The 25,752-nt window shown below is 72.0% G+C and carries 25 protein-coding genes, 2 tRNA genes and 1 riboswitch; of the genes, 12 read left to right on the top strand and 15 right to left on the bottom strand.

Features of this window, described 5'->3' with window-relative positions; translation table 11 throughout:
• Positions 1-3 precede the first annotated feature (3 nt).
• The 5 genes from pstC to ACJJVL_RS00420 form a co-directional block, all read right to left on the bottom strand.
• Positions 4-942 (bottom strand): phosphate ABC transporter permease subunit PstC, encoded by a 939-nt coding sequence (pstC, locus tag ACJJVL_RS00400; RefSeq protein WP_405216033.1) that lies wholly within the window; start codon positions 940-942, stop codon positions 4-6.
• Between the two features lie 113 nt (positions 943-1,055).
• Entirely contained in the window at positions 1,056-2,153 is a 1,098-nt protein-coding gene (locus ACJJVL_RS00405; protein WP_405216034.1) for a phosphate ABC transporter substrate-binding protein PstS, read from the bottom strand.
• A gap of 348 nt (positions 2,154-2,501) precedes the next feature.
• Complete coding sequence (locus ACJJVL_RS00410; RefSeq protein ID WP_405216035.1) at positions 2,502-3,104, bottom strand: hypothetical protein; 603 nt, start codon at positions 3,102-3,104, stop codon at positions 2,502-2,504.
• 84 nt (positions 3,105-3,188) lie between these two features.
• Positions 3,189-3,818, bottom strand: coding sequence for a DNA-directed RNA polymerase subunit beta (locus tag ACJJVL_RS00415; RefSeq protein ID WP_405216036.1), 630 nt, complete (start codon positions 3,816-3,818; stop codon positions 3,189-3,191).
• A 26-nt stretch (positions 3,819-3,844) separates the two neighbouring features.
• Positions 3,845-4,417, bottom strand: a complete 573-nt coding sequence (locus ACJJVL_RS00420; RefSeq protein ID WP_405216037.1) for a hypothetical protein — start codon at positions 4,415-4,417, stop codon at positions 3,845-3,847.
• Between the two features lie 79 nt (positions 4,418-4,496).
• Between ACJJVL_RS00420 and ACJJVL_RS00425 the strand changes: the two genes are divergently transcribed.
• Positions 4,497-4,572: transfer RNA gene (locus ACJJVL_RS00425), tRNA-Lys, on the top strand.
• 22 nt (positions 4,573-4,594) lie between these two features.
• Here the strand turns inward: ACJJVL_RS00425 and ACJJVL_RS00430 are convergent.
• From ACJJVL_RS00430 to ACJJVL_RS00440, 3 genes are all read right to left on the bottom strand, one after another.
• Positions 4,595-4,978 carry an ectoine synthase gene (locus ACJJVL_RS00430; RefSeq protein ID WP_405216038.1) on the bottom strand — a complete coding sequence of 128 codons (384 nt, stop codon included), beginning with the start codon at positions 4,976-4,978 and terminating at the stop codon, positions 4,595-4,597.
• Positions 4,979-5,097: 119 nt separating this feature from the next.
• Positions 5,098-5,634, bottom strand: coding sequence for a diaminobutyrate acetyltransferase (gene ectA, locus ACJJVL_RS00435; RefSeq protein WP_405216039.1), 537 nt, complete (start codon positions 5,632-5,634; stop codon positions 5,098-5,100).
• Positions 5,631-6,932, bottom strand: a complete 1,302-nt coding sequence (locus tag ACJJVL_RS00440) for an aspartate kinase (protein ID WP_405216040.1) — start codon at positions 6,930-6,932, stop codon at positions 5,631-5,633. Before ACJJVL_RS00440 ends, ectA begins: the two co-directional genes overlap by 4 nt.
• A gap of 310 nt (positions 6,933-7,242) precedes the next feature.
• Here ACJJVL_RS00440 and ACJJVL_RS00445 point away from each other — a divergent pair, with 310 nt between their 5' ends.
• From ACJJVL_RS00445 to ACJJVL_RS00455, 3 genes are all read left to right on the top strand, one after another.
• Positions 7,243-7,863, top strand: coding sequence for a GyrI-like domain-containing protein (locus ACJJVL_RS00445; RefSeq protein WP_405216041.1), 621 nt, complete (start codon positions 7,243-7,245; stop codon positions 7,861-7,863).
• Between the two features lie 113 nt (positions 7,864-7,976).
• A complete protein-coding gene (locus ACJJVL_RS00450; protein WP_405216042.1) occupies positions 7,977-8,750 on the top strand; it encodes a DsbA family protein in 774 nt (257 codons plus the stop codon).
• Between the two features lie 2 nt (positions 8,751-8,752).
• On the top strand, positions 8,753-9,598 hold the full coding sequence (locus tag ACJJVL_RS00455; RefSeq protein ID WP_405216043.1) for a cytochrome c biogenesis CcdA family protein: 846 nt from the start codon (positions 8,753-8,755) through the stop codon (positions 9,596-9,598).
• Here the strand turns inward: ACJJVL_RS00455 and ACJJVL_RS00460 are convergent.
• Entirely contained in the window at positions 9,589-9,906 is a 318-nt protein-coding gene (locus ACJJVL_RS00460) for a DUF2249 domain-containing protein (protein WP_405216044.1), read from the bottom strand. The two genes, ACJJVL_RS00455 and ACJJVL_RS00460, sit on opposite strands and share 10 nt — an antisense overlap.
• Positions 9,907-9,932: 26 nt before the next feature.
• On the opposite strand from ACJJVL_RS00460, the gene ACJJVL_RS00465 reads away from it, so the two are divergent.
• The 3 genes from ACJJVL_RS00465 to ACJJVL_RS00475 are packed head-to-tail and all read left to right on the top strand — an operon-like array spanning position 9,933 to position 14,583.
• A complete protein-coding gene (locus ACJJVL_RS00465) occupies positions 9,933-10,661 on the top strand; it encodes a helix-turn-helix transcriptional regulator (RefSeq protein WP_405216045.1) in 729 nt (242 codons plus the stop codon).
• Entirely contained in the window at positions 10,658-11,848 is a 1,191-nt protein-coding gene (locus ACJJVL_RS00470; protein WP_405216046.1) for a hypothetical protein, read from the top strand. Before ACJJVL_RS00465 ends, ACJJVL_RS00470 begins: the two co-directional genes overlap by 4 nt.
• Positions 11,845-14,583 carry a multicopper oxidase domain-containing protein gene (locus tag ACJJVL_RS00475; protein WP_405216047.1) on the top strand — a complete coding sequence of 913 codons (2,739 nt, stop codon included), beginning with the start codon at positions 11,845-11,847 and terminating at the stop codon, positions 14,581-14,583. The genes ACJJVL_RS00470 and ACJJVL_RS00475 overlap by 4 nt, the downstream gene beginning before the upstream one ends.
• A 20-nt stretch (positions 14,584-14,603) precedes the next feature.
• On the opposite strand, the gene ACJJVL_RS00480 is transcribed toward ACJJVL_RS00475, so the two are convergent.
• Together ACJJVL_RS00480 and ACJJVL_RS00485 are read right to left on the bottom strand one after the other, a co-directional pair.
• Positions 14,604-15,539: an aldose 1-epimerase family protein gene (locus tag ACJJVL_RS00480; protein ID WP_405216048.1), complete on the bottom strand. Its 936-nt coding sequence runs from the start codon at positions 15,537-15,539 to the stop codon at positions 14,604-14,606.
• 30 nt (positions 15,540-15,569) lie between these two features.
• Positions 15,570-15,646: transfer RNA gene (locus ACJJVL_RS00485), tRNA-Leu, on the bottom strand.
• Positions 15,647-15,865: 219 nt separating this feature from the next.
• On the opposite strand from ACJJVL_RS00485, the gene ACJJVL_RS00490 reads away from it, so the two are divergent.
• Positions 15,866-16,705 carry an SDR family oxidoreductase gene (locus ACJJVL_RS00490; protein ID WP_405216049.1) on the top strand — a complete coding sequence of 280 codons (840 nt, stop codon included), beginning with the start codon at positions 15,866-15,868 and terminating at the stop codon, positions 16,703-16,705.
• A gap of 28 nt (positions 16,706-16,733) precedes the next feature.
• Here ACJJVL_RS00490 and ACJJVL_RS00495 read toward each other — a convergent pair whose 3' ends face one another.
• Positions 16,734-17,117: a hypothetical protein gene (locus ACJJVL_RS00495; RefSeq protein ID WP_405216050.1), complete on the bottom strand. Its 384-nt coding sequence runs from the start codon at positions 17,115-17,117 to the stop codon at positions 16,734-16,736.
• 78 nt (positions 17,118-17,195) lie between these two features.
• On the opposite strand from ACJJVL_RS00495, the gene ACJJVL_RS00500 reads away from it, so the two are divergent.
• Both ACJJVL_RS00500 and ACJJVL_RS00505 read left to right on the top strand, forming a co-directional pair.
• Positions 17,196-17,732 (top strand): gamma carbonic anhydrase family protein, encoded by a 537-nt coding sequence (locus ACJJVL_RS00500; protein WP_405216051.1) that lies wholly within the window; start codon positions 17,196-17,198, stop codon positions 17,730-17,732.
• Between the two features lie 68 nt (positions 17,733-17,800).
• Entirely contained in the window at positions 17,801-18,295 is a 495-nt protein-coding gene (locus ACJJVL_RS00505) for an SRPBCC domain-containing protein (RefSeq protein ID WP_405216052.1), read from the top strand.
• Positions 18,296-18,565: 270 nt separating this feature from the next.
• On the opposite strand, the gene ACJJVL_RS00510 is transcribed toward ACJJVL_RS00505, so the two are convergent.
• Both ACJJVL_RS00510 and glyA read right to left on the bottom strand, forming a co-directional pair.
• Complete coding sequence (locus ACJJVL_RS00510) at positions 18,566-19,453, bottom strand: bifunctional methylenetetrahydrofolate dehydrogenase/methenyltetrahydrofolate cyclohydrolase (protein WP_405216053.1); 888 nt, start codon at positions 19,451-19,453, stop codon at positions 18,566-18,568.
• Positions 19,450-20,781: a serine hydroxymethyltransferase gene (gene glyA, locus ACJJVL_RS00515; protein ID WP_405216054.1), complete on the bottom strand. Its 1,332-nt coding sequence runs from the start codon at positions 20,779-20,781 to the stop codon at positions 19,450-19,452. Before glyA ends, ACJJVL_RS00510 begins: the two co-directional genes overlap by 4 nt.
• A 36-nt stretch (positions 20,782-20,817) precedes the next feature.
• A riboswitch (ZMP/ZTP riboswitch) is annotated at positions 20,818-20,896 on the bottom strand.
• A 200-nt stretch (positions 20,897-21,096) separates the two neighbouring features.
• On the opposite strand from glyA, the gene ACJJVL_RS00520 reads away from it, so the two are divergent.
• Complete coding sequence (locus ACJJVL_RS00520; RefSeq protein ID WP_405216055.1) at positions 21,097-21,375, top strand: SDR family oxidoreductase; 279 nt, start codon at positions 21,097-21,099, stop codon at positions 21,373-21,375.
• 200 nt (positions 21,376-21,575) lie between these two features.
• Complete coding sequence (locus ACJJVL_RS00525) at positions 21,576-22,091, top strand: DinB family protein (protein WP_405216056.1); 516 nt, start codon at positions 21,576-21,578, stop codon at positions 22,089-22,091.
• 19 nt (positions 22,092-22,110) lie between these two features.
• Here ACJJVL_RS00525 and ACJJVL_RS00530 read toward each other — a convergent pair whose 3' ends face one another.
• Positions 22,111-25,635 carry a proline dehydrogenase family protein gene (locus ACJJVL_RS00530; protein WP_405216057.1) on the bottom strand — a complete coding sequence of 1,175 codons (3,525 nt, stop codon included), beginning with the start codon at positions 25,633-25,635 and terminating at the stop codon, positions 22,111-22,113.
• Positions 25,636-25,752 lie beyond the last annotated feature (117 nt).

Genomic DNA, 25,752 nt, shown 5'->3' on the forward strand with positions numbered 1-25,752 from the left:
GATCTACCTCCCCCCGTCGACGGTGGTCCTGGCGATGATCCAGCGGGAGATGGCGTTGACGAGCAGCGTGATCGCGAACAGCACCAGGCCGGAGCCGATCAGCATGTTGACAGTGATGCCGTGCGCCTCGGGGAAGCGCAGCGCGATGTTGGCGGCGATCGTCGAGGGGTTCTGCGATCCGATCAGCACGAAGCTCACGACGCCCGAGGAGGCGAGCACCATGGCCACCGCCATGGTCTCCCCCAGCGCACGCCCGAGCCCGAGGATGGAGGCGGCGATAATTCCGGATCGACCGTGCGGCAGCACCGCCATCGTGATCATCTCCCAGCGGGTCGCGCCCAGGGCCAGCGCCGCCTCCTCGTTCAGGCGCGGCGTCTGCAGGAAGATCTCACGGCTGAGCGCCGTGATGATCGGCAGCACCATGACGGCGAGCACGATGGCGGCGGTGAGGATCGTGCGGCCGGTGCCGGATGCCGGCGGCGAGAACAGCGGGATCCATCCGAGGTTCTCCGCCAGCCAGGCGAAGCCGGGCTGGAAGAACGGTGCCAGCACCACGATGCCCCAGAGGCCGTAGATCACCGACGGGATCGCGGCCAGTAGGTCGATGAGGTAGCCCAGGAGCTGCGCGAACCTGCGCGGCGCGAAGTGGGTGATGAACAGCGCGATCGCCACGGCGAGCGGCACCGCCATGATCATGGCGAGGAACGACGACCAGAGCGTGCCGAAGGTGATCGGCCAGACCCAGTCCCAGAAGTTCGCGCCCTCCGACTCCGGGATGGGACCGATGATCGCGGGCACGGCCTGCGCGACGAGGAAGATCGCGACGCCGCCGAGCGCGATCAGGATCAGCACGCCTGCCGTGGTGGAGATCGCCCGGAAGACGATGTCGGCGGGACGGCTTCTGACGGCATTCCGGGGTGCGGCCGGTGCAGCGGTCGTCATGAGGCTCCCTGCGGGGTCGGACGGACGGAGGAGGGCGACGGCCCGGGGCGAAAACATCGCCCCGGACGCGCGCTGCAGGCCCGAGGGCGTGCGGGATGCGGAACCAGTATCGCCTACTCGATGGTCTCGACCACGGCGAGGATCTCCGCGCGCAGCTCATCGGAGATCGGCGCATTGCCGGCGTTCGCGGCGCCGGCCTCCTGGCCCTCCGCGGAGGCGATGTAGCCCAGGTAGCCCCTGACCAGCTCTGCCGTGGCCGCGTCGGTGTAGTCGGTGCACGCGATCGCGTAGGAGATCAGCACCAGCGGGTACACGCCCGCGGCAGTCGTGGTGCGGTCGAGCTCCACCGCGAGATCGCCCTCGTGCCTGCCCTCGACGCGCGGGGAGGCGTCGACGGCGGCCGCTGCCGCATCCGCCGTGAACGGCACGTAGGCGTCGCCCACCTGCAGCGCCACGGTGCCGAGGCCGCCCGCGCGGGATGCGTCGGCGTACCCGATCGTGTTCGTGCCGTTGGTGACGGCGTCGACGACGCCGGAGGTGCCCTGCGCACCCTCGCCGCCGTAGGAGGCCGGCCAGGTCTCGAACACACCCTCGCTCCAGTCGGACTCCGCGGTGGCCGCGAGGTACTCGGCGAAGTTCTCGGTGGTCCCGGAGTCATCCGAGCGGTGCACCGCCGTGATGGTGGCATCGGGCAGCGCCGCGTCCGGGTTCTGCTCGGCGATCGCGGGGTCGCTCCAGTTGGTGATGTCGCGCGAGAAGATCCTCGCGATCGTGCTCGCGTCGAGGTCGAGCGAGTCGACGCCCTCGACGTTGAAGACGACCGCGATGGGCGAGATGTAGACGGGCAGGTCGACCGGCAGCGTGTCGGGGACGCAGGCACCGAAGGTGCCCTCGAGCTCCTCGTCCTTCAGGTACGCGTCCGAACCGGCGAACGCGACGCCACCGGCGATGAACTGCTCACGACCGGCACCGGAGCCAGCGGGGTCGTAGGTGATGTTGACGCCCTCGTGCATCGTCTGGAAGCCGGCGATCCACGCCTCCTGCGCTGCCGCCATCGAGGAGGCGCCGGCGCCGGCGATGTCGCCGGACAGCTCGGTGTCTGCCGCGGCAGGCGCTTCGGCCTCGGGCACCTCATTGGCGGCGCAGGAGCTGAGCAGCAGCGCACCCGCTGCTGCGACGGCCGCAGCGCGGCCGAGCGTCGTGAACTTCACGGTGTTCCCTCCGAATGGCGTGGTGCAGAGCGCCGAGTGGCTCTGCATCGGGCGCGAACGAGCGCGCCGGGCACCACGCTAGGGATCGCCGATGGCCCAGAGGCCCCCGTCAGGTGAACGGGCGGTGAACACGCGTGCAGGCGCGACGAAGGCGCCAGCCGCGCGAGCGTCAGGACGTAGAGACGATGACGCCGGGCCGCGAACGCCTCTCGGCGGAAGGCCGCTCGCAGCGGCGAATATTGGAGCCCGGGGTTACGCGGCCCGGCTCCATCAGCGTAGCGAGCCGAGCCTCGACACGCAGGCGCGTGCGCTCACTGCGAACAGCGGAATGCCATGCCGCCGCGGTCGCTACGGGTTGATGTCGATGACGACATCCTCGACCTCGGGGTACCCGAACGTCGAGCGCACCGTGACCTGCACGGGATCGACGCCCTCCGGCATCTGCACGGCGGCTACGGCGCCCGAGAACGAGTCGTCAGAGCCGACGTAGAAGAGGTCGTCCTCCGGTGTCAGGCTGGTGAGCGTGTCTGCGTAGTCGTAGGTCTCACCATCGGAGCCCTCGACGAGGATGTCGAAGCAGGTCGTGAAGCTCGCGCCGCCCTCGACGTGCTCCGCGTCGATGATCACACCGACCACGAAGGTGCCCGGCTCCGGCTCCCCCGACGCCAACGGCGGGTTCGCGACCAGCTCGACGACGTCGAACGACCAGGTGTCGCCGATCCCGTCATCCACCGTGAACGGCAGGTCGCCCGCCGCGCCCGGGTCGCTGCTCGTCGACGGCTCCGGCTCGGTGGTGGGCTCGGCCTCGGTGGTCGGCTCGAGCTCCTCCGTCGCGGTCGGCTCCACCGGCTCCTGCGTGGGCAGCGGTGGCGGCGAGAAGCATCCCGTGAGCGCGAGCGCGCCGACCCCGAGGACGAGGGCGCTGGCAGCGGTGCGGCGGCCCTTGAGCATGGGCTTCTCCGATCGGACGACGGTCGCGGATCACGTCACTGCCGACCCTAGGGCGAGCATGCTGGGAATGCCCGGACATTCCGCTCAGTCGAGCGATTCGGCCCGCCACATGCCGGCGCTGACGCGCAGCGCTTCCGCGATGTCGGTCAGCCGCCCAGCCATCAGCGTGCGTGCGCGCGCTCGGTCCGGCCGCACCGGCTCGTCCTCGTGCGCAACGCGGACGGCGCCGGCAGCGGTCACGGTCGCGAAGGCCGCAGCCCGGTCGAGCGCGATGGCGAAGTCGCCCGAGAAGACGCCCCGGAGGATGGTCTCGGAGAGCGTGCGCAGTTCCGCAGGCGTCGCGGGCGCCGGCACTCCTGCGATCACGGGCGCAGCTGTCTGCAGCGCATCCGCACCTGCCTGGTAGAGGTGCGCCGTCTCGTCGGCGCGCTGGGTCACGAGCGCGTGCAGCAGGTGCACCCGCCAGAGCGTGCCCGGCAGCGTGTGCGGGCGGGCCTGCGACCAGAGCTCGGCGACGATGTCGATCCCGTCCTCGCGCGCGACCCGAAGGATGCGGTCCACGACCTCCGGATCGGCGCCCGCGCGAACGCGGGACAGCAGCGCGTTCGCCGTCTCGCTCGCGAGCTGCAGGCGCACGACCGGATCGACGTCGCCCTCGACTCGTTCGAACCAGTCGTTGGAGAAGCGGGTGGGGCGGTGGAAGTCGTCAGCCATGCGCCGACGATCCTCTCACGCGCCGCCTACCACTGCACATCCTGCGACCAGCCGTCGTCGGTGGCGAACCGCACCACGTCGTAGGACATGCCTGCCGGAACCTGGTAGATGCCCACGCCACTGAAGTCGGGCTCCTGGCCGGCGTGGAAGAGGTCGTCCTCGGCGTAGAACGTCGTGCCGGAGCTGAGCCCCCACTGGCCTCCGTCGCCATCGACGACGTAGACGTGGAACGCGTGGTAGAAGTCGGGCTCACCGGCCAGCAGCTGCCCGTCGACGGTGACCTCGATCAGCTGGCGTCCGGGCTCCGCCGTCTCTCCCAGCGAATCCTCCTCGACCACGCGCACGTCGGCGACCTCGAAGCTCCACGTCGATCCGTCCTGGCCATCGGCGACGATCTCGTAGCGCGGCTCCACCGCCGCCGTCTCCACTGGCTCCTCGGTCGCGACCGGAGCCTGCGTCTCGACGGGCGCCTGCGTCTGCGCGGGATCCGGCGTCGCTTCGGGCGCGGGCAGCGAGGGCGGCACGATGCACGCCGAGGTCAGGAGCGCGGCAGCGGCGACGGTGATCGCAGCCGCGGAGCGTGCGAGGCGGTTCGTCATGAGAGCGGTCCTTCCGTGCCGACAGCCGCAGGCTACGCGACGCATCTGGGCGCTGCACAAGCCACTATTCTGGAGCGATGGGCCTGTAGCTCAGTCGGTAGAGCATCGGACTTTTAATCCGCTGGTCGTGGGTTCGAGCCCCACCGGGCCCACCAGGCGCGCGAGCGGCGCCCCGCCTCAGCGCAGCAGCGGGTAGACGCCGTGCTCATCGTGCACCTCGCGGCCCGTCACCGGCGGGTTGAAGACGCACGCGCAGCGGATGTCGGTCTCGGCCCTGACGGTGTGCTTGTCGTGCTCGTCGAGCAGGTACATCGTGCCGGGGCGGAGCGCATGCTCCTCGCCCGTCTCGCGGTTCACGAGCGTGCCCTCGCCCTCGGTGACGTACACGCACTCGATGTGGTTGGCGTACCACATCTCGGTCTCCGTCCCCGCTCGCAGCAGGGTGTCGTGGAAGGAGAAGCCGACGCCGTCGTCGGCGAGCACGAAGCGGCGGCTGCGCCAGGTGCCGTGGTCGACGTCGCGGTCGGTGCGCTCGAGCTGGTCGATGTGGATGACCTTCATGGGTGTCCTCTCGTCGTGTCAGGTGCAGGGTCGGCTCACGCCGTCGCGGGGCGCACCGCCTCGTGGAGCAGCGCGATGCCGCGCTGTCGCGGGTGCCTCTGTCGTGGTGGTCGTGGCGATCATAGGATGGCCTCCTCCATGGCGTTGAGTGCGTCGGTCTCCTCGCGCGGCTCTGTTCGCAGCGGCGCGATGCGGTGCAGCAGCTCGGGCTCCCAGGCGTCGTCGCCCGGGAAGTGCTCGACGTCGAACAGGCCGGTGACGTCGTGCTCGGCGCCGCGCCGCTCGGCGAACGACGAGAACAGCCGCACGGATGCTTCGTTGGCGCGCGTGATGGTGGTCTCGACCGCCGCGGCCCCGGTGCGCTCAGCGAGCGCGTCCAGCATGCGGCCGGCGATCCCGCGGCCCCGGTGCCGCTCGTCGACGGCGACCTGCCACACCATGAGCGTTCCAGCACTCTCGGGCCGCCAGTAGCCGGTGATGAAGCCGACGAGCTCGTCGTCGACCTCGGCGACGATCGTGGTCGCGTGGAAGTCGCGAGCCCACATCATGTAGGCGTAGGGCGCGTTGAGGTCGAGGCGCTCACTGTCGCGCGCGAGCTCCCACATGGCCGCGCCCTCATCGAGCCGCGGCGACCGGAGCGAGATGGTGGCGATCATGCCGCGACTCCCGCGACCGTGGCGACCTCGGCGGCATCCAGGCCGAACGCCCGATGCAGCACGCGCGTCGCGTGCTCGAGCTGCGCCATCGGCACGACCACCGACAGCCGGATCTCGCTCTGGGCGATGAGGTGCACGGTGACGCCCTCCTCGCTGAGCGCCTCGAACAGCTGCGCCGACACCTGCGGGGTCGAGCGCATGCCATCGCCGACGATCGAGACCTTGCCGACGTCGTCGGTGAGCGTCAGGGTCCGGAAGCCGAGGCGCTCCTGCTCGCGCTGCAGCGCCTTCGCAGCTCGCGTGGCATCCTCGCCCGGCAGCGCGAACGAGAAGTCGATCAGGCCGGTGTCGGCGGAGGTGTGGGTCTGCCCCACCATGTCGACGGTCGCGACGGCTCCGGTGATGACGGCGAAGATCGCCGCGGCCGTGCCGGGAACGTCGGGCACCCCCACCACGGTCAGCATGGACTGGTCGTCGGTGTGCGTGACACCGCTGACGATGGACTGCTCCACGGGGGCCTCCTCGGGCGTTGCAATGGTCGGCTCGGAGATGAGCTCGGCTGCGAGCGGGTGGTCGATGACCCAGGTGCCGGCGCCATCGCCGAAGCTGGAGCGCACGCGCAGCGTCACGTCGTGCCGTCGCGCGATCTCCACCGACCGGCGGTGCAGCACCCTCGCGCCGTGCGCCGTGAGCTCGAGCGCCTCCTCGGTCGTCAGCTGCGGCAGCCGTCGAGCGTGCGGCACGACGCGAGGATCGGCGGTGTACAGACCGTCCACGTCGGTGCAGATCTCGCAGATGTCTGCGCCGAGCGCCGCGGCGAGCGCCACCGCGGTGGTGTCGGAGCCGCCGCGGCCGAGCGTCGTCTCGCCGTCATCGGCCGAACCGCCCTGGAAGCCGGCGATGATCGGGATCGTGCCGGCGGCGATGGCCGTCTCGATCCTGCTCGGCTGCACCTCGAGGATGCGCGCGTCGCCGAACGCCTCATCGGTGCGCATGCCGGCCTGCACGCCGGTGAACGACGCGGCGTCCTGGCCGAGCTCCTGCAGCGCCATCGCGAGCAGCGAGGTGGAGATGCGCTCGCCGGCGGTCAGCAGCATGTCGAGCTCACGCGCCGGCGGCACGGTCGAGACGCCCAGCGCCAGCTGCAGCAGCTCATCGGTCGTGTCGCCCATGGCCGAGACCACGATGGCCACGTCGTGGCCTGCCTCGCGGGTGGCGACGATGCGGCGCGCCACCATCTGCAGTCGGTCGGAATCGGCGACGGATGATCCGCCGTACTTCTGGACGATCAGGGCCATGCATCTCCTCGGTCGGCGAACAGGGGTGCCCCTGCGGGGCAGTCGCGAGTCGACCGGGCGGCATCACAGCCAGCATCCGGGACCCAGCGGACGATCGACGACGCTACCGAGATCTCAGCCGATCGCAACCGGGATGCGGGCCGATCGCCGGGCTGGGGATCGTGCTACACGCGTCTGCGCGCGATGATGGTGAGGTGCTCAGCCGGCCGAGGTGACGAGCCGGCAACGATTCGGACGCGGCGGTCGGGTCGGGCGTGTCGTCGCGCGTCGTCGTCGCTCGGTCGCGTCAGACAGGCGGAGAGGAGCGGGCATGCAGAAGGTCGACCTGAAGCGCACACTGGAGGGCTACCGGGCGAAGCCCGGCGAGTTCCGCGTCGTCGAGCTGCCCCCGCTGCAATACCTGATGATCGATGGACGCGGGGATCCGAACACGGCCGACTCGTTCACCCGCGCGGTCGACGCGCTCTATCCGCTCGCCTACGCGCTGAAGTTCGCGAGCAGGCGGGAACAGGCGCGCGACTACGTGGTGATGCCGCTCGAGGGGCTGTGGTCGGCGGCGAGCGCGACCGCGTTCACGACCGAGCGAGACAAGCATCGGTGGGAGTGGACGCTGCTGATGCTGGTGCCCGACTGGATCGACGACGCGCTCGCGGCGCAGGCGAAGGCGGCCGTGCGCGCCAAGGGCGAGCCCGCCGCCCTCGATGAGATCCGGCTCGAGACGCTCGAGGAGGGCACGTGCGTGCAGACCCTGCACGTCGGTGCGTTCGACGACGAGGGCCCCGTGCTCGCCGAGCTGCACGATCGCTGCATCCCGGAGCTCGGGATGCGCGAGAGCGGGCGCCACCACGAGATCTACCTGAGCGACGCGCGCCGGGTGGAGCAGGCGAGGCGCCGCACGATCCTGCGACAGCCGGTCACGCGCGATCGCTGAGGTGCTGCCGCACGCGCGCGCCGACATCCGCGACCGCGACAGAGGACGACGGGCCGAGCACGGGCGACCTGAGAGACTGGTCGCTGCGACCGCCGCCGAACAGGAGATGCGCCATGTCCCCGCACGCCCGGCCCCGTTCACGCACGACGTGGCTCGTGCCGATCGTCGTGGTCGCCGTCGCCGCCGCGCTGATCGCGGTCGTCGTCGGCCTGGGCCGCGAGCCGCAGGACACCGTGGCCCCCGCCCGCTCTGAGTCGGCGACGTCGTCGAGCGCCGCGACGTCCGCGCAGCCCTCCCCGACCGTGACCGCCCAGCCCGTGCAGCCGGAGCGGCCCGATCTCACCGCGGTCGAGCTGCGCGACGAGGCCGACCCCCTCGCGGTCGGGCCCGTGGATGCACCGGTCGGGCTGATCGTCTTCTCCGACTACCAGTGCCAGTTCTGCGCCCGCTGGAGCTCGGAGACCATGCCGCGGATGCTCGAGCACGCCCAGGCGGGCGATCTGCGGATCGAGTGGCGCGACGTCAACGTCTTCGGCCCGGCATCCGAGCGCGCCGCGCGCGCCGCCTATGCCGCTGCGCTGCAGGGATCGTTCCTCGAGTACCACGATGCGCTCTTCGCCGAGGGGGCGACGCGCAGCGAGGCCGAGCTGACCGAGGAGTCTCTGATCGCTCTGGCGGGAGCGCTCAGGCTCGACGTCGAGCGATTCACGAGCGATCTCGGCTCCGAGCAGACGGCCGCGCAGATCGCCGCCCACCAGCAGCTCGGCCTCAGCCTGGGGGTGACCTCGACGCCGGTGTTCCTGCTGGGCGGCCAGCCCATCGCCGGCGCGCAGCCAACCATCGTGTTCGAGGACGCGTTCCAGGCGGCCCTCGCAGCGTCGGAGTAGCGGTGGAGATCGGTCTGCTCACCGCGTTCGTCGGCGGCGCGCTCGCGCTGCTGAGCCCGTGCGCGGCACTGCTGCTGCCGGCGTTCTTCGCCTCGACCGTGGGATCAGGGCCCCGTCTGGTCCTGCACGGAGCCGTCTTCACGCTCGGCCTGCTGCTGGTGCTCGTGCCGCTCGGCATCGGCGCCGGCGCACTCGGGGCGCTCTTCGTCACGCATCGGCAGGCCATCGTGCTCATCGCGTCCGCGGTGCTGCTCCTGCTCGGCGCCGCCCAGGCGCTGGGGTTCGGCTTCGACCCGGCACGGCTGCTGCCCCCCGGTGCCGATCTGCACGTGCGCGCCGCCTCCAGGGTCGGCCTCGCCAAGACCATCCTGCTCGGCGCAGCCAGCGGCATCGCGGGATTCTGCACAGGGCCGATCCTGGGCGCGGTGCTGACGCTCGCGGCGGCTCGGGGAGAGAGCCTCGCCGCGGCAGCGCTCCTCGCCGTCTACGGGGCGGGGATGGTCACCCCGCTGCTGCTGATCGCGGCGCTCTGGCAGCGCCTCGGCGAGCGCGGCCGGCGCGCGCTGCGTGGCCGCCCATTCACCCTGCTCGGTCGCGAGCTGCACACGACCTCCGTGATCACGGGTGTGCTCATCATGGCGGTCGGGGTGCTGTTCTGGACCACGAACGGCTTGGTCGGCGCTCCGGAGCTGCTGCCGCTCGCGGCCCAGGCGTGGCTGCAGGAGCGTGCGTCCGCCCTCGCGAACCCGACCGTCGACATCATCGCGGTGCTCGTCGTCGCGTCACTCGCTCTCGTGCTGTGGGCGAGACGGCAGCGCACGAGGGCCGCGGCCGACGCTCAGGCCTGACGCAGCAGCCGGATGCGCCACCGCTCGGGTCCCCGATCGAGGTAGCGGGTCTCGAACGCGTCGGGATGGCGCTCCTGCAGCTGCGCGAGCAGCGGCACCGGGTCGTGGGTCGCGGAGAGCACGATGCCGCTGCCGGGGCGCAGCGCGTCGAGCGCGCCGAAGATCGCAGCGTGGCGCACGGCGTGCGGGATCGTCTGCACGTCGAGTTCCGGCATGGTGTCGTCGTGCTCGCCGCAGGCGCACGCGTGGGCGGTGGCGGGCGACTGGGTCGCCTCGTCGTGGGTGCGGTGGATCTGGATATCGGCCATGCCTCGAATTTACTACAATGAACACCGTGGAAAACAAGCGTGCATCCCGTGCGGCTCCGGAGCCTGCCCGGCGCGGATCGAGCGGGCGGATCCATTCGGCGTCGCGCGAGCGGCTGCTGCGCATGCTCGAGGCGCAGCACGCCCCGGCATCGCTCGCGGCGCTGGCAGTCGCGACAGGACTCCACGAGAACACCGTGCGCGGTCACCTCGATGCGCTGCGCCGCGACGGCTTCGCCACCCGACACGCGGCAACCGCATCCGGCCCTGGGCGTCCCGCCTGGCTCTGGCGAGCGGTGCGCCACGGTGCATCCACGCCGTACGCCCCGCTCGCGAGCGCCCTGGCCGCCGCAGTGCTGCGCAGCAGCGACGACCCCGTCGCCGCAGCGCGCGAGGCCGGGCGGGAGTGGGGCCGCGAGCTCGTCGCCGCCGAGGCCGCGGTCGAGCCGCGCCCAGACGACCCTGCGTCGGTCACCGGCGATGCTGCGCGGGGCGGTCGGGCATCGGCCCGCGAGGCGGTCGTCGACCTGATGCGAGTCCAGGGCTTCGCACCGGAGCCGCTCGGCGATGGCACGACGGTGCTGCTGCGCCGCTGCCCGCTGCTCGAGGCGGCAGCGCGGCATCCGGAGGTCGTCTGCGCCGTGCACCTGGGCATGGCCGACGGCGCGCTGCAGGCACTCGGCGACGACAGCACCGCGACCCTGCAGCCCTTCTCGGGGCCGAGCCAGTGCACACTGCGGCTGCTGGACGCGCCGTGACCGCGCAGGGCACGAGCCCCGATCGCCGTGCCGCCGCCCATGCCGCGAGCCGCCGCCGCACGTTGCCGCTGCGCGCGCTCTGGATGCTGCCCGCGGCGTTCGCGCTGCTCGCGGGCCTCGACGCCGCGCTGCTGCTGCTCGGGCTGCCCGCGCCCGTCACCACCGAGCGGCTGCCGCAGGTGCACGGCGTCGTGCTCGTGCTCGGCTTCGTCGGCACGCTCATCGCGCTCGAGCGCGCGACCGCGCTCGGTCGGCGGATCGGGTTCGCCGCGCCCGCACTGCTGGGCGCCGCGGCCGTCATGCTCGTCGTCGATGCCGTGCCTCTGCTCATCGCGAAGGGGGTGCTGGTGGCAGGCACCGCCGCCTTCACCGTGCTCTACCTGCCGCTGTGGCGCCGGCAGCGCGATGCGGCGCTGCTCACCCAGCTGCTGGCGGCGGGCCTGGGGTGCGCCGCGGCGATTCTCTGGCTGGGCGGGGTGCCCGTCGCCCGCCTGATGCCGTGGCTGATCGCGTTCGTCGTGCTCACGATCGCGGCCGAGCGGGTCGAGCTGGCCCGCATCACGATGGGCGCGGGCGCCGGCGGCCGGCTGCTGCTCGCCGCATGGTCGACCACGGCAGCGCTCGTCGTCTCGCTCATCCACGCCGACGCGGGCGCGGTGCTGCTGGGTGCGCTGCTCGCGCTGCTCACGGGCTGGCTCGTGCGGCACGATGTCGCGCGCCGCACCATCTCGGCGCGCGGCGTCACGCGCTTCATGGCCGCATGCATGCTCGCCGGCTACGCCTGGCTCGCCGTCGCCGCCGGCATCCTGCTCTTCGGGCATCCCACCGGTCAGGCCGCGTACGACGCCGTCCTGCACGCGGTCTTCCTAGGGTTCACGATCTCGATGATCATGGCGCACGCGACCACGATCCTGCCCGCGGTGCTGCGCATCTCGCTCCCCTACCGAGCGCTGATGTGGGTGCCGATGCTGCTCCTGCACGCAGGCCTCGCGCTGCGCATCGCCTTCGGCGACGCACTGGGCGGCGAAGCCGCGTGGCAGCTCGGCGGCGCGCTGAACATCGCTGCGCTCCTGCTGTTCCTCCTGGTCGCGCTCGGCAGTGCGATCGCGCGCCCCGCGAAGCGACAGCCCGCGCCCGCTGCGGCACAGCACGGCGTCGGCATCCGGCTCGGCGGGAGCGAGCGATGAGCGCGCGATCCACCACCCGCGGCTTCCAGCCGCTGCGCGACCTGCCGACCGTGCTGTGGCTGGTGCTGCTGGTGCTGGTCGTGCTCGCCCATCGCGACCTGCCGGCACCGCGCTGGCTGATGCTGCACGTGCTGCTGCTGGGCGCGGCCACGCACGCGATCCTGGTGTGGAGCCAGTACTTCTCGTTCGCGCTGCTGCGCACCAAGCAGACCGGCAGCGACCGCTTGCGCCAGACCTGGCGGCTGGCGCTGTCGAACGCGGGTGCGGCAATCGTCGTCATCGGCGTGCCGCTGGGCATCTGGCCGCTCACCGCCGCGGGAGCCAGCCTGCTCATCATCGCGGTGGCTTGGCACGGGGCGAGCCTCGTCGCTCGACTGCGCGGCGCGCTCGCGGGCCGCTTCGGCCGCACCGTGCGCTTCTACGTTGCGGCTGCCGCCTTCCTCATCGTCGGCGCGGGCCTCGGCACCTGGCTCGCGGCAGGCGCAACCGGCGCCGACAGCGGGCGGCTGATGCTGTCGCACGCGCTCATCAACCTGCTCGGCTGGGTCGGGCTCACGGTCGCCGGCACGCTCGTGACCCTCTGGCCGACCATGCTGCGCACCCGCGCCGACGAGCACGCCGGCCCCTCTGCCGCCCGGGCGCTGCCGGTGCTCGCCCTCGCGGCGGCGGTCGCGGCCATCGGCGCCGCGCTCGGCGCGGCCGGGGTGCTCGCCGTGGGGCTCTTCGGCTACGCGGCCGGGCTCGGCCTCATCGCGGTCGGGATGGCCAGGGCGGCACGTGCGACGCCGCCGCGCAGCTTCGCGGCCGGCTCGGCGGGCATGGCCGTGCTCTGGGGCGTGGGCTCGCTGCTCGTGCTCGCGACCTCGGCACTGGCGTCATGGTCGACCGGCGCGGGCTTCGCCGCAGTGCAGGATGCGGTGGATGCCGTCGTGCCGTTCGTCGCCGCCGGCCTGGTCGTGCAGGTGCTCACCGGCGCGCTGAGCTACCTGGTGCCCGTGGTGCTCGGCGGCGGGCCGACGCCCGTGCGCACCGGCACCCGCGCGCTCGATCGCGGCGCCGCGCTGCGCATCGCGACCGCCAATGCGGCACTGGTCGTCTGCGCGCTGCCGGTCAGCAGCCTCATGCGCGTGGTGGCGTCGGTGCTCTACCTGATCGCGGCCGGCTCGTTCCTGCCGCTGCTCGTCATCGCGATGCGCGCGCAGCGTCGCGCGAAGCGGGCACAGGGCTCCGTCGGCGCACCGGGCGCGGCGGCCGCGCCGTCGGGTGCCCGGCCGGATGCCGGGTCGGAGGCGGGACCGGCGACGCAGCGCCGGCGCGGCCCCATCGCTCCCGAGGGCGAGCGGCCGCCGGGACAGCGCGCCGGTCAGGCGGTCGCCGGCCTGCTGGCGGTCGTGCTGGCCGTCGTCATCGCCGCCGCGGTGCAGCCGCAGGATCTGGGTCTCACCGCCGCCTCGCCGGGCGCGGCCTCCGCCGCGGTGCCCGCAGCCCCGGCATCGGCACCAGTCCAGACGGTCGCCGTGGTCGCCGCAGACATGCGCTTCACACCCAGCCGCATCGACGTGCCGGCGGGCACGCGCCTGGTCATCGAGCTCACGAACGCGGATGCCGAGCTCGAGCACGATCTCGTGCTGGACACCGGCGTACGGTCACCGCGCCTGGCACCGGGCGAGCACGCGACGATCGACCTCGGCATCGTCACCGCAGACATCGAGGCCTGGTGCTCCGTCATCGGGCACCGGCAGATGGGCATGACGCTGGCGATCGTTGCCGTCGGCGCTGAGGATGCGCCCCACCACGACCGGGCCGCCGGGGCCACCGGCACCGACGCATCCGAAGCCGGTGCCGACGCGGTGTACGACCCCTCGGCCGAGCCGGCCCACGACTTCCGCGCCCGCAGCGCCGAGCTGCCGCCGCTGCCGGCGGCCAATGGCCCCGTGACCCACCGCGCCACCTTGACCGTGACCGAGCAGGTGATCGAGGTCGCACCCGGCGTGCGACAGAACCTGTGGACTTTCGGCGGCACCGCACCCGGACCGACCCTGCACGGGCGGGTGGGCGACCGCTTCGAGATCACCCTCGTCAACGACGGCACCATCGGCCATTCGATCGACTTCCACGCCGGAGCGCTCGCGCCCGACGAGCCGATGCGCACGATCCGGCCAGGCGAGCAGCTCACGTACACGTTCACCGCGGAGCGCGCGGGCATCTGGATGTACCACTGCGCCACGATGCCGATGAGCGCGCACATCGCCAACGGCATGATCGGCGCCGTCGTGATCGAGCCCGACGGCCTGCCCCCGGTGGACCGCAGCTACCTGCTCGTCCAGTCAGAGCTCTACCTCGGGCCGCAGGGCGGCGAGGTCGACGTCGAGCAGCTCTCGACCGGGCTGCCCGACATCGTGGCCTTCAACGGCTACGCGCGGCAGTACGAGCACGCGCCGCTGCCGGCGCGCGTCGGCGAGCGCGTGCGCGTCTGGGTGCTCGATGCGGGCGTGGCGCGGCCGACGAGCTTCCACGTCGTCGGCGGGCAGTTCGACACCACCTGGGCCGAGGGCGCCTACCTGCTCGACGCGCGCGACGGCGGTGATGGCGGCTCGCAGGCGCTCGCGCTCCAGCCCGCGCAGGGCGGCTTCGTCGAGCTCGAGTTTCCTGAGGCGGGCAGCTACCCGTTCCTCTCGCACGTCTCGATCGATGCCGATCGCGGTGCGCAGGGCATCTTCGGCGTCACCGAGTAGCCGCCGCACGCAGGGCCTCGTCAGAACCCGACGGGGTCGATCCCCCAGTGCCCGGCCCAGGTCTCGCCCGGCTCCAGCCACACCAGTCCGGTGCCGGAGTTGAGCGCGTTGGCGGGCGCGCTCATGGGCTCGACCGCCACGGCGTGCTTCACGCCGCCGCTGGCAGCCGGGAAGCTGCGCGGAGTGAAGACCACCGCGTACGGGAACGCGGAGTCCTGCCAGAGCGCCGCACCCCGGCCGGAGTCGTCGAGCAGCGTCGCGGTCGCCACGCCCCCGACGAACTCGAGCCCCGAGTAGTTGTGGTCGATGTCAAGCTCCGACAGCCGTCGGCCGCCCCGCAGGTCGGGCGCCGTCGCATCCATCGCATCCACGAGCGTCTCCTCGGTGGGGATGAGATCCTCCGCGTTGAAGACGCGGGCGGCGGGCACGGTCAGGGTGAGCTCCTCTGCGGGCGTCGTGCCGACGGCGAGGTACGGATGCGCGCCGCACGCCCACGGCGCACGTTCGGTGCCGACGTTCGTCGCCTCCTGCTTTACGAGCAGCCCGTCGTCGGTCAGCTCGTACTCCACACGGGTGTCGAGCAGGAACGGGAACCCCGACTGCGGGTGGATCGTGGCCTGCAGCACCAGGGTCGTCTCGGTGTGCTCCAGCACCCGGTAGGGCGCGAAGCGCAGCAGCCCGTGGCTCGCGTTGCCCCTGTCGCGCTCGGTGATCGCGAGCCGCTGCGTGGCGCCCCCGTGCTGCCAGTCGCCGCCGGCGACCCGGCCGCCCCAGGGCGCGAGCACGATGCCCTGCGCCTTGGCGGGCCGCGCATCCTCGTCGAACGGCTCGACCAGGTCGACGCCGTCGTAGACGAGCTCTCGCAGCCCCGCTGCGAGTTCGGTGATGGTCGCTCGCAGCGGCTTGCCGTCGACGGTGGTGGAGAGGGCGAACTGCTGACCGGTCGGTGGGCGCATGCGCCGAGCCTACTGACGCCTGCGCGGTCGTGGTGCCCCCGCTGGGACTCGAACCCAGACTGCGCGGATTTTAAGTCCGCCGCCTCTGCCGATTGGGCTACGGGGGCCGGGCGATCGCCCGCACCTACGGTACGCCGACTCCGCTCGCGCGCGTCGCGCGCGCCGAGCGGCGAACCGACACGCGCGCCATCGCCCGCCGCGGCTGAGGGCCCGCCCAGGGTTGGCTCAGGCAGCCTGGAATGCCCCACCGGGAGCACTCCGAGCGCGTACTTTTGGGAGTCCGGGCTGTCCACTGACCAGCGCCGAGCCGAGAGGGAGACAGCCGCATGACCGATGCACCGGCGCTTGCGATCACGGGCGCCACGGGCGCGATCGGTCGGCTCACCGCTGAAGAGCTCGCCCGCGGTGGCCTGCCGCTGCGACTGCTCGTGCGGTCGCCCAAGCGTGCACCGCAGCTCCTCGGCTCGGTCGTCATCGAGACCTCGTACGACGACCCACAGGCGCGCGTCGCGCTCGAGGGCGTCAGGACGCTGCTGATGGTGTCTGCGAGCGACGATGACGGATGGCTGCAGCAGCAGCTCGCGTTCGTGGCCGCCGCCGCCGATGCGGGCGTCGAGCACATCGTCTACACCTCGTTCCAGGGCGCGTCGCCAGACATGACGTTCAGCTACGGTCGCGACCACTTCGCCACCGAGGAGGCGATCCGCGCATCGGGCATGGCCTGGACGATGCTGCGCGACAACTTCTACCTCGACTTCCTGGCGCTGCTGCCGGACGCGGAGGGCGTGATCCGGGGGCCGGGCGGCAGCGGTCGCATCGCAGCCGTCGCCAAGCTCGATGTCGCGCGCTCGGCGGCAGCCGTGCTGCGCGAGCCGAGTGCGCACGCGGGTCGCACGTACGAGATCACCGGGCCCGAGTCGCTGTCGTTCACCGACGTCGCGGCGACGCTCAGCAAGGCCACCGGCGACGACATCCGCTACCTGGACGAGACCGTCGAGGAGGCCCGCCGGTCCCGGGCGCACTTCGGCGCGCCGGACTGGCAGCTCGAGGGCTGGATCACGACCTACACCGCCATCGCGCGCGGCGAGCACGCGCATGTCAGCCAGGACGTCGAGCTGCTCACCGGCCGAGCGCCGCTGAGCCTGCGCGACCTCGTGAACCACTGAGCCCGCGCGAGGGCCGCAGAGGGCTCGACTACGCCGTCGGGTTGCCGAGCTCGGCGGCGAAGCGCTCCGGCAGCGCCACGTTCGCGCTCGCGTCGCGGAACGCCGGGGCCACATCGGCCGGCGAGTAGCCGGCAATGCCGCATCCGATCTCGGTGACCAGGAACTCGAGCTCGGGATGCGCGGCCGCGAACGTGAGGAAGGCGGCAACCTCGCGCTGCAGCACCGGCAGTCCGCTCATCGTGTCGATGGCGTATGACTGCCCCTGCAGGCCGTTGCCCTGCCCCCACTGCGCACCGAACCGCTCGTGCGCGAGGCGTGCCGCGCCAGCGCCGTGCGCGCCCTGCGCGTTCGAGCCGAACACGAACACCTCGTGCGGCTCGAGTGCGGTGATCCTGGCTGGCGAGATCTTCATGTCGGGAGCGTACGCCGCGGGCCGCCCGTCGCGCGGGCATCCGCGCCGCCGCTTCCGCAGTCGGCGTACGCTGACCCCATGACCGTCCACGAGCGCGCCACGATCATCCCGCTGCCCGACCGGGCTCCGCACCTGCCGAAGTCGGCGCTGGTGATGCCCGGCGCCGTGATCACCGGTGGCGTCTCGCTCGGCGAGCGGGTCGGCATCTGGCCCGGCGCGTCCCTGCGTGCGGAGGAAGAGCCGATCAGGATCGGCGATGACTCGAACGTGCAGGACTCCTGCTCGCTGCATGTCGACCACGGCTATCCGCTCCAGATCGGCGCGCGCGTCTCGATCGGGCACAACGCCGTCGTGCACGGCTGCACGGTCGAGGACGACGTGCTCATCGGCATGCACGCGACCATCATGAACGGTGCGGTCATCGGCGCGGGATCGATCGTCGCCGCGGGTGCGCTCGTCACCGAGGGCACCGTGATCCCGGAGGGCTCGCTGGTCGCGGGCGTGCCCGGCAAGGTGCGCCGCGAGACCACCGAGGACGAGCGGCACGGGATCGCGCGCAATGCCGAGGCGTATGTGCAGCGCATCCAGCTCTACGTCGACGCGATCGGCCGCTGACCGGGCGCTGCCCCTGGCGGTGCGCTGCGACGCATGCGTAGGCTCTGCCCCACCGAGAGGAGCACGCGATGGCCATCGAGCGGACGGGCACCGTCACCGAGCACGGCGACACGTGCGAACTGATGCTCGAGCGCAAGGTGGGCGCCGACGCCATCGCCGTCTGGCCGTTCTTCTCGGAGTCGCGCGAGCTGGGGATGTGGTTCGGCACCTACGTGGGCGACCCTGACTCCGGGGAGGTCGTGCTCGGCATGACCGCAGAGGAGGGCGACGCGACGAGCGCGGTCGAGATCATCGCGTGCGCTGCGCCGGCGCACCTGGTGGTGCAGACGACGAACGAGGCGGGCAGCTGGAGCCTCGAGGTCGAACTGGAGGACGGCGGGCACGAGCCCGGCTCCGGCACGCTGATCCGCTTCACGCAGCACGAGCTGCCGCTGGAGATGCTGCCCGACGTGGCCGCAGGCTGGGAGTGGTACCTCGATCGGCTGGTCGCCGCGATCGCGGGAGCGCCGATGCCCGACTGGAGCGACTACTACCCCGCGCTCCGCGACGCCTACGCCCCGTAGCGCGCGCCGTAGGTCAAGGACGCACCGCGACCTCAACGGTCGAGGAGGCACCGCGCCGCAGGCGCGCTGCCGTCACGAGACCGGACGGGAGCACCAACCGGTCTCGTGACGCGCACGGCTCCGCCGCACGCTCCTCGACCTACGGAATACGCGCACGGCTCCGCCGCACGCTCCTCGACCTACGGAATACGCGCACGGCTCCGCCGCACGGTCCTCGACCTACGGAATACGCGTACGGCCCCGCCGCACGCTCCTCGACCTACGACGTTCCTACCGCGAGCGGACGGCCTGCTCCGACATCTGCACGACGTTGTCGAGCAGCATCACGCGCGTCATCGGGCCGACACCGCCCGGCACGGGCGAGACCCAGGCGGCGACATCCATCACGCCAGGGTCGACGTCACCCAGCAGCTTCACCCTGCCGGTCTCGGCAGAGAGCCCGCGGCTGATGCCCACGTCGAGCACCGCGGCTCCCGGCTTCACCCAGTCGGGCTTGATGAGCCCCGGAACGCCGACCGCCGCAACCACGATGTCGGCCTCGCGCACGTGCGCGGCGAGATCGGGCGTGCGGGAGTGGCAGAGCGTGACCGTCGCGTCGATGCCCTTGCGAGTCAGCAGCAGCCCCAGCGGACGCCCGACCGTCAGGCCACGTCCGACGATCGCGACGGTCGCTCCGGCGATCTCGATGTCGTGGCGGCGCAGCATCTGCACAATTCCGGCCGGCGTGCACGGCAGCGGCGAGTCGATGGGGCCGTCGACGCCGAGCACGAGCCGACCGAGGTTCGTCGGGTGCAGGCCGTCGGCATCCTTGTTCGGATCCATCAGCTCGAGCATCGCGTGCTCGTCATGCCCCGGCGGCAGCGGCAGCTGGATGATGTATCCGGTCACCTCACGCGCCGCGTTCAGATCCTCGATGGCCTGCTGCACGTCAGCCGTCGAAGCGTTCGAGGGCAGGTCGACGCGGATCGAATCGATCCCGACCTCGGCGCAGTCGCGGTGCTTGCCCTTGACGTAGGAGTGGCTCGCCGGGTCATCCCCGACCATGAGGGTGCCGAGGCCGGGCGTGACGCCCTTGGCCTGCAGCACCTCCACGCGCTCCTTCAGCTCCGCCTTGATGGCGGCTGCCGTGATGTTGCCGTCGAGCAGCTGCGCCGTCATCGGTCCACGCTGGAGCCGAGCTCGTGCACTGCCTCCGGCTGGCCGGAGGGGCCGACGCCCGGGTAGAGCGGGAAGGCGTCGGCGAGCTTCGCGACGCGCGCGCGCAGGGACTCGAGGTCGGCGCCCGGCAGCAGCGCGAGCGCGATCACGTCGGCGACCTCGGTGAACTCCTCGTCGCCGAAGCCGCGGGTCGCGAGCGCGGGCGTGCCGATACGGAGGCCGGAGGTCACCATCGGCGGGCGCGGGTCGTTCGGCACCGCGTTGCGGTTGACGGTGATGCGGATCTCGTGCAACAGATCCTCTGCCTGCTTGCCGTCGATCGCTGCGTCGCGCAGGTCGACGAGCACCAGGTGCACGTCGGTGCCGCCGGAGCGCACGGAGATGCCAGCGTCCTGCACGTCCTGCTGGGTGAGCCGCTCGGCGAGGATGTGCGCGCCGCGCAGCGTGCGCTCCTGGCGCTCCTTGAACTCGTCAGAGGCCGCGAGCTTGAAGGCGGTCGCCTTCGCCGCGATGACGTGCATGAGCGGGCCGCCCTGCTGGCCCGGGAAGACGCCGGAGTTGATCTTCTTCGCGATGTCGGCGTCGTTCGTGAGGATGAAGCCAGAGCGGGGACCGCCGATGGTCTTGTGCACGGTCGAGGAGACGACGTGCGCGTGCGGCACGGGGTTCGGGTGCAGGCCGGCGGCCACAAGCCCGGCGAAGTGCGCCATGTCGACCCACAGGAGCGCGCCGACCTCGTCGGCGATCGCGCGGAACTCGGCGAAGTCGAGCTGGCGCGGGTAGGCCGACCAGCCGGCGACGATCACCTTGGGCTTGTGTTCGATCGCGAGGCGGCGCACCTCGTCCATGTCGACGCGGCTCGTCTCGGGGTCGACGCCGTAGGCGACGATGTCGTAGAGGCGGCCGGAGAAGTTGATCTTCATGCCGTGCGTGAGGTGGCCGCCGTGGTCGAGCGACAGTCCGAGCATCGTGTCGCCGGGACGCGCGATGGCGTGCAGGACCGCGGCGTTGGCAGTGGCGCCCGAGTGCGGCTGCACGTTGGCGAACGCGGCGCCGAACAGCGACTTGGCGCGCTCGATCGCGAGGCTCTCGGCGACATCCACGTGCTCGCAGCCGCCGTAGTAGCGGCGCCCCGGGTAACCCTCGGCGTACTTGTTCGTGAGCACGCTGCCCGCGGCTTCGAGCACCGCGACGGGCACGAAGTTCTCGCTCGCGATCATCTCGAGGAAGTCGCGCTGGCGGTTCAGCTCCTGGTGGAGCACCTCGGCGATCTCGGGATCGACCTCGGCGAGGGACGAGTTGAACGTGCTGGGCAGGCGGTCGGTCACGGGTGCTCCTTCGCTGTGCGCTCGCGCGCGTCGCTGGCTGATGGCCCAGGCGCGCGGCTCGAGAACGGCCGCTCCCCGGTGGTGATCCACCCATGCGCCAGTCACGGCCGCTTCCATGGTAGCCCGCGCGAGCATGCGGCTGGCGGCAGCCGCGGATGCCGCCGTGGACCGCCCAGCGCACCGGGACCCCGATTCGGCAGGCGGGCCCGAGATCTCGGGGCCGCCTGCCGAACTCGGGTCCGCGAAACGGAGCGCCGCCTGGGCGCCGCCGGGGCAGCGGCCGGCGTCGCCTACACCGCGTCGAAGCACGGTGTGGTGGGACTCACGCGCAATACCGCGTACGCCTACGCCAAGCAGGGCATCCGTGCCAATGCTGTCGCGCCTGGAGGAGTCGAGACGAACGTCATGACCGCCGACGTGCAGCAGAACATCGACCAGGAGGGGCTCGCCGCGATCTCTCCCGTGCATCAGTCCGCGCTGCGGAACGGGCAGGCGATCGAGCAGGCCAACCTAATCGCTTTCCTCGCCTCGGATGCCGCGATCAACGTCAACGGCGCGATCATCCCGAACGACGGGGGCTGGTTCGCCGGCTGAGCACGGGCGATCGGCACGCCGGCGCCAGTACCGGTACCGCGGTGTCGCGTCGTGGGTGGCCAGGCGACAGTTTGGTACCGGCGCGTCGGGCGAAGACAGATGAACAGCGGGGTGCGCGCGATCGCGACCGAGTGTCGCGCGGCAACGCTCAGCTTCGCCGCGACCGGCGCAGGGTCGGCAACGCGTGCTTGGATCGGCGCATGCATCCGGATGATCGCTCGCGCTCGCTGCTGCTCGGGGCGCTCGATGCGCAGCGCAGCCACATCCTCACCGCGATCGACGGGCTCACCGACGAGCAGCTGCGCACGCCGGCGCTGCCATCGGGATGGTCGCCCATCGGGCTCGTGCGGCACCTGACGCTCGGCGGCGAGCGCTTCTGGTTCCACACGGTCGTGGCGGGCGAACCGCTCGACTACTGGCCAGGCGACGACCCGGCGCTCGACGAGGGCCGGCCCGCTGACTGGCGCGTGGCGCCCGACGAGTCGACGGATGCGGTCGTACGCGAGTATCGCGACGCGATCGAGCGCTCCGACGCGATCATCGCCGCGCTGCCGCTCGACGCGCGCCCGCCCCGACCGGAGCCGGACTGGCCCGATCACGCGTTCCAGGATCTTGCCGCGGTCCTCATGCACGTGATCATCGACACGTCGACGCATGCAGGCCACCTGGATGCAGCGCGCGAGCTCATCGACGGCCGCCAGCACCTCGTGCTCTGACGGCCGCCCGCCCGCCGCCTCAGATGAGGTGGTCGGTGAGGTGGTTCGGCGTGCCGAAGCGGTGTGCCGTGATGGCGATGGCCTGCTCGCGCAGGAACGGCAGCATCTCGACGCGACCCGCCTCCGTCACCGGGTGCGCCACGATCGCGAGGTCGGGGCGACCGTTGACGGCCTCCGCGAGCGCCCGCACGCCGCCTGCGACCGCATCGTCCGCGGCCAGGAAGCGGATGCGCCCCTGCCCGAAGCCGGCAGCGGCACGTCCGAATGCGGCGTCGTCCTGCACCTCGACCGGCACGTTCGCCGCGGCGAGCGCCGCCCGCACAGCCGGCGCGGGCTCGATCGCTGTGGACACGCGCACCTCGGCGCCGGCGCGCAGCGCAGCGATCACCGCGCGCGCGAGCTGCGCCACGCGGCCGCCCTCGGCGAGCCGGATCACGACGCCGGGCATCGGCAGGTGGCGCAGGATGTCGCGCTCCGCGAGCAGCTGCTGCACATCGCGCGCGACCCCCAGCTCGATCGCCCACACGTGCTGGTCGGAGCCCGCGGCGCGGCCGAGCGCCGCTGCCTCGTCAGCCGACACCGACGCATCCGACGACTTCGCGAGCGCCGCGACGGCGTCGACGATCGTCTGCACCGAGAGCATCTCGACGGGTGCGAGCTCGCGCGCCTGCGCCGATCGCCAGTCGACGAGCGGCATGAGGTAGCTCGGGCCGCCGGCCTTCGTGGTCGGGCCGACCACCGAGCGCTTCCAGCCGCCGAAGGGCTGGCGCTGCACGATGGCGCCGGTGATGCCGCGGTTCACGTAGAGGTTGCCCGCCTCGATGGTGTCGAGCCAGGTGCCGATCTCGTCGGGCTCGAGCGAGTGGATGCCCGAGGTGAGGCCGTAGTCGACCTCGTTCACGAGCGCGACCGCCTCCTCGAGCGTGTCGACCCGCATGATCCCGAGGATCGGGCCGAAGTACTCGGTCAGGTGGTACTCGCTGCCGCGCTGCACGCCGGCGCGGAGACCGGGCGACCAGAGCTTGCCCTCGTCGTCGAGCTGCTGCGGCTCGACGATCCAGCGCTCGCCCTCGCCGAGCTTCGTGAGCCCGTCGAGCAGCTTGCCCTCCGCCGGCGCGACGATCGGGCCCATCTGGCTCGTGGCATCCCACGGGTAGCCGGTCGTGAGCGACCGCACGCCGTCGACGATCTGATTGTGCAGGCGCTTCGAGCGGCCGGCCTGGCCGACCAGGATCGCGAGCGACGCGGCCGAGCACTTCTGGCCTGCGTGGCCGTAGGCGCTCGAGACGATGTCCTTCGCGGCAAGATCGAAGTCCGCCGACGGCATCACGATGATGGCGTTCTTGCCGCTCGTCTCAGCCAGCAGGTTGAGGTCGGGGCGGATGCGCCGGAAGGCCTGGGCGGTCTCGAAGCCGCCGGTGAGGATCACGCGGTCGACGCGCTCGTCGCCGAGCAGCCGGTCGCCGAGCGAGCGCTCGCCCAGCTGCACGAGCTGCAGCACGTCCTTCGGCACGCCAGCGGCCCAGAGCGCCTCCACCATCGTCGCGCCGGTGCGCGCGGTCGCGCGGGCGGGCTTGATGATGACGGATGCGCCGGAGGCGAGCGCCGCGAGCGTCGAGCCCGCGGGGATGGCGATCGGGAAGTTCCACGGCGGCGTGACGACGATGAGGCGCGACGGCACGGCGGTGGCGCCGTCGACGTGGTCGAGCTCTCGTGCGCGCTCGGCGTAGTAGTGCGCGAAGTCGATCGCCTCGGAGACCTCGGGGTCGGACTGGTCGAGGGTCTTGCCGCCCTCGCTCGCCGCGACCTCCATCAGCTCGTCACGACGGGCCTCCATCTCGATGCCCGCGCGGTGCAGGATCTCGGCGCGCTCATCGCCGGAGAGCGCCCTCCACGACGCGTTCGCGGCGACGCCCGTCGCGATGACGGACTCGAGGGCGTCGGCGTCGCGCAGCGTCGCCGCTTCGACGGTGTCGACACCGAGGGTCGAGGTCTTCGCACGCTCGCGGATGCCCGCGGCCCACGCCTGGTTGGCCGGCAGCGAGGGGTCGGTGTCGGGCGCGTTGCGGAAGCCCGAGGTCGGGGCCGGCTCGGGTGCCACGCGGCGGTCCTGCACGCGGTGCGTGCCCGGCGCCTCGGCGGCCAGCGCGTCGAGCGAGGCGAGGAAGCGGTCGCGCTCGCGCTCGAACAGCGGCTCAGAGCTCGCGAGCTCGAACACGGCCGACATGAAGTTCTCGCGGCTCGCGCCCTCCTCGAGACGGCGGATCAGGTAGCTGATCGCGACGTCGAACTCGGTCGGGTGCACGACCGGCGTGTAGAGCAGCAGGCTGCCGACATCGCGACGCACGACCTCCGCCTGGCCCTGCGCCATGCCCAGCAGCATCTCGAACTCGAGGCCCCTGGCCGACTCGCCCGTGGCGATGCCGCGCTGCTTCGCCAGCAGCCAGGCGAAGGCGACGTCGAAGAGGTTGTGGCCGGCGACGCCGAGCTCGACGTTGCCGACGCGCTCGGGCGTGAGCGCCCACGTGAGCACGCGCTTGTAGTGGGTGTCGCTGTCCTGCTTGGTGTGCCAGGTGGCGAGCGGCCAGTCGTGGATCGACGCCTCGACGCGCTCCATCGGCAGGTTGGCGCCCTTCACGAGGCGCACCTTCACGGGGGCGCCGCCGTTCGCGACGCGCTCTGCCGACCAGGCCTGCAGTCGCTGCATCGCGGGCAGCGCGTCCGGCAGGTAGGCCTGCAGCACGATCCCGCCGCGGTAGTGCTCGAGCCCCGGTGTCTCCAGGATCCGCATGAAGACCGCCATGGTCATCTCGAGATCCTTGTACTCCTCCATGTCGAGGTTGATGAAGGTGCCGGTCTCGACGGCTCGTCGGTAGAGCGGCAGCAGTCGTTCGATGACGTGCTCGACCGCGGCGTCGAAGGCCCACGGCTGGTGGGGCGCCGTCGTGGCCGAGACCTTGATCGAGACGTAGTCGACGTCGTCGCGCTCGATGAGCGCCATCGTGCCCTCCAGGCGGCGCCTGGCCTCGCGCTCGCCGAGCACGGCCTCACCGAGCAGGTTGACGTTCAGGCGAGCGCCGGTGGCGCGGATGCGCTTGATCGCGGCGCCGAGGCGGGCGTCGGTCGCGTCGATGATGAGGTGGCCGACCATCTCCCGCAGCACGCGGCGGGCGATCGGCACCACGATGTGGGGCGCGAGCGGGGCGACCCCGCCGCCGAGCTTGAGCGCCTGCCGCATCGGCCAGGGCAGGAACGAGGGCGCGTTGCCCGCGATCGCGCGCAGCGTGCGCGCAGCGACGTGCACATCCTCGGGGCGCACGACGCCGTCGACGAAGGCGACCGCGAAGTCGAGCCCCTTGGGGTCGCGCAGCACACCCGCGAGCTGCTCGGCGCTCGCATCGGCCGGGATCTCCTCGGCCTGCTCGAGCCAGGTGCGCACCTGCGCGACGATCTGCGGCGCGAGCGCCTGCAGCTGCTCGAGCTCCGCACCCGGCGCTTCCGTCTGTGTGGCGTCGGTGTGCTTCCCCGTGATGGCTGCGCCCATGCTGCGGCCCCTCCTGCGGTCGTGGTCGCGCGCACGACGGTGCGCGCAGCGCCAGTCTGCACCCCCAGACCGTTCAGGTACAGTGACGGTTGACGATGGGTATCCATCGCTTCCACT

The sequence above is a fragment of the Agrococcus sp. Ld7 genome, from assembly GCF_045064095.1.
In the GTDB taxonomy this organism is placed as follows: Bacteria; Actinomycetota; Actinomycetes; order Actinomycetales; family Microbacteriaceae; genus Agrococcus.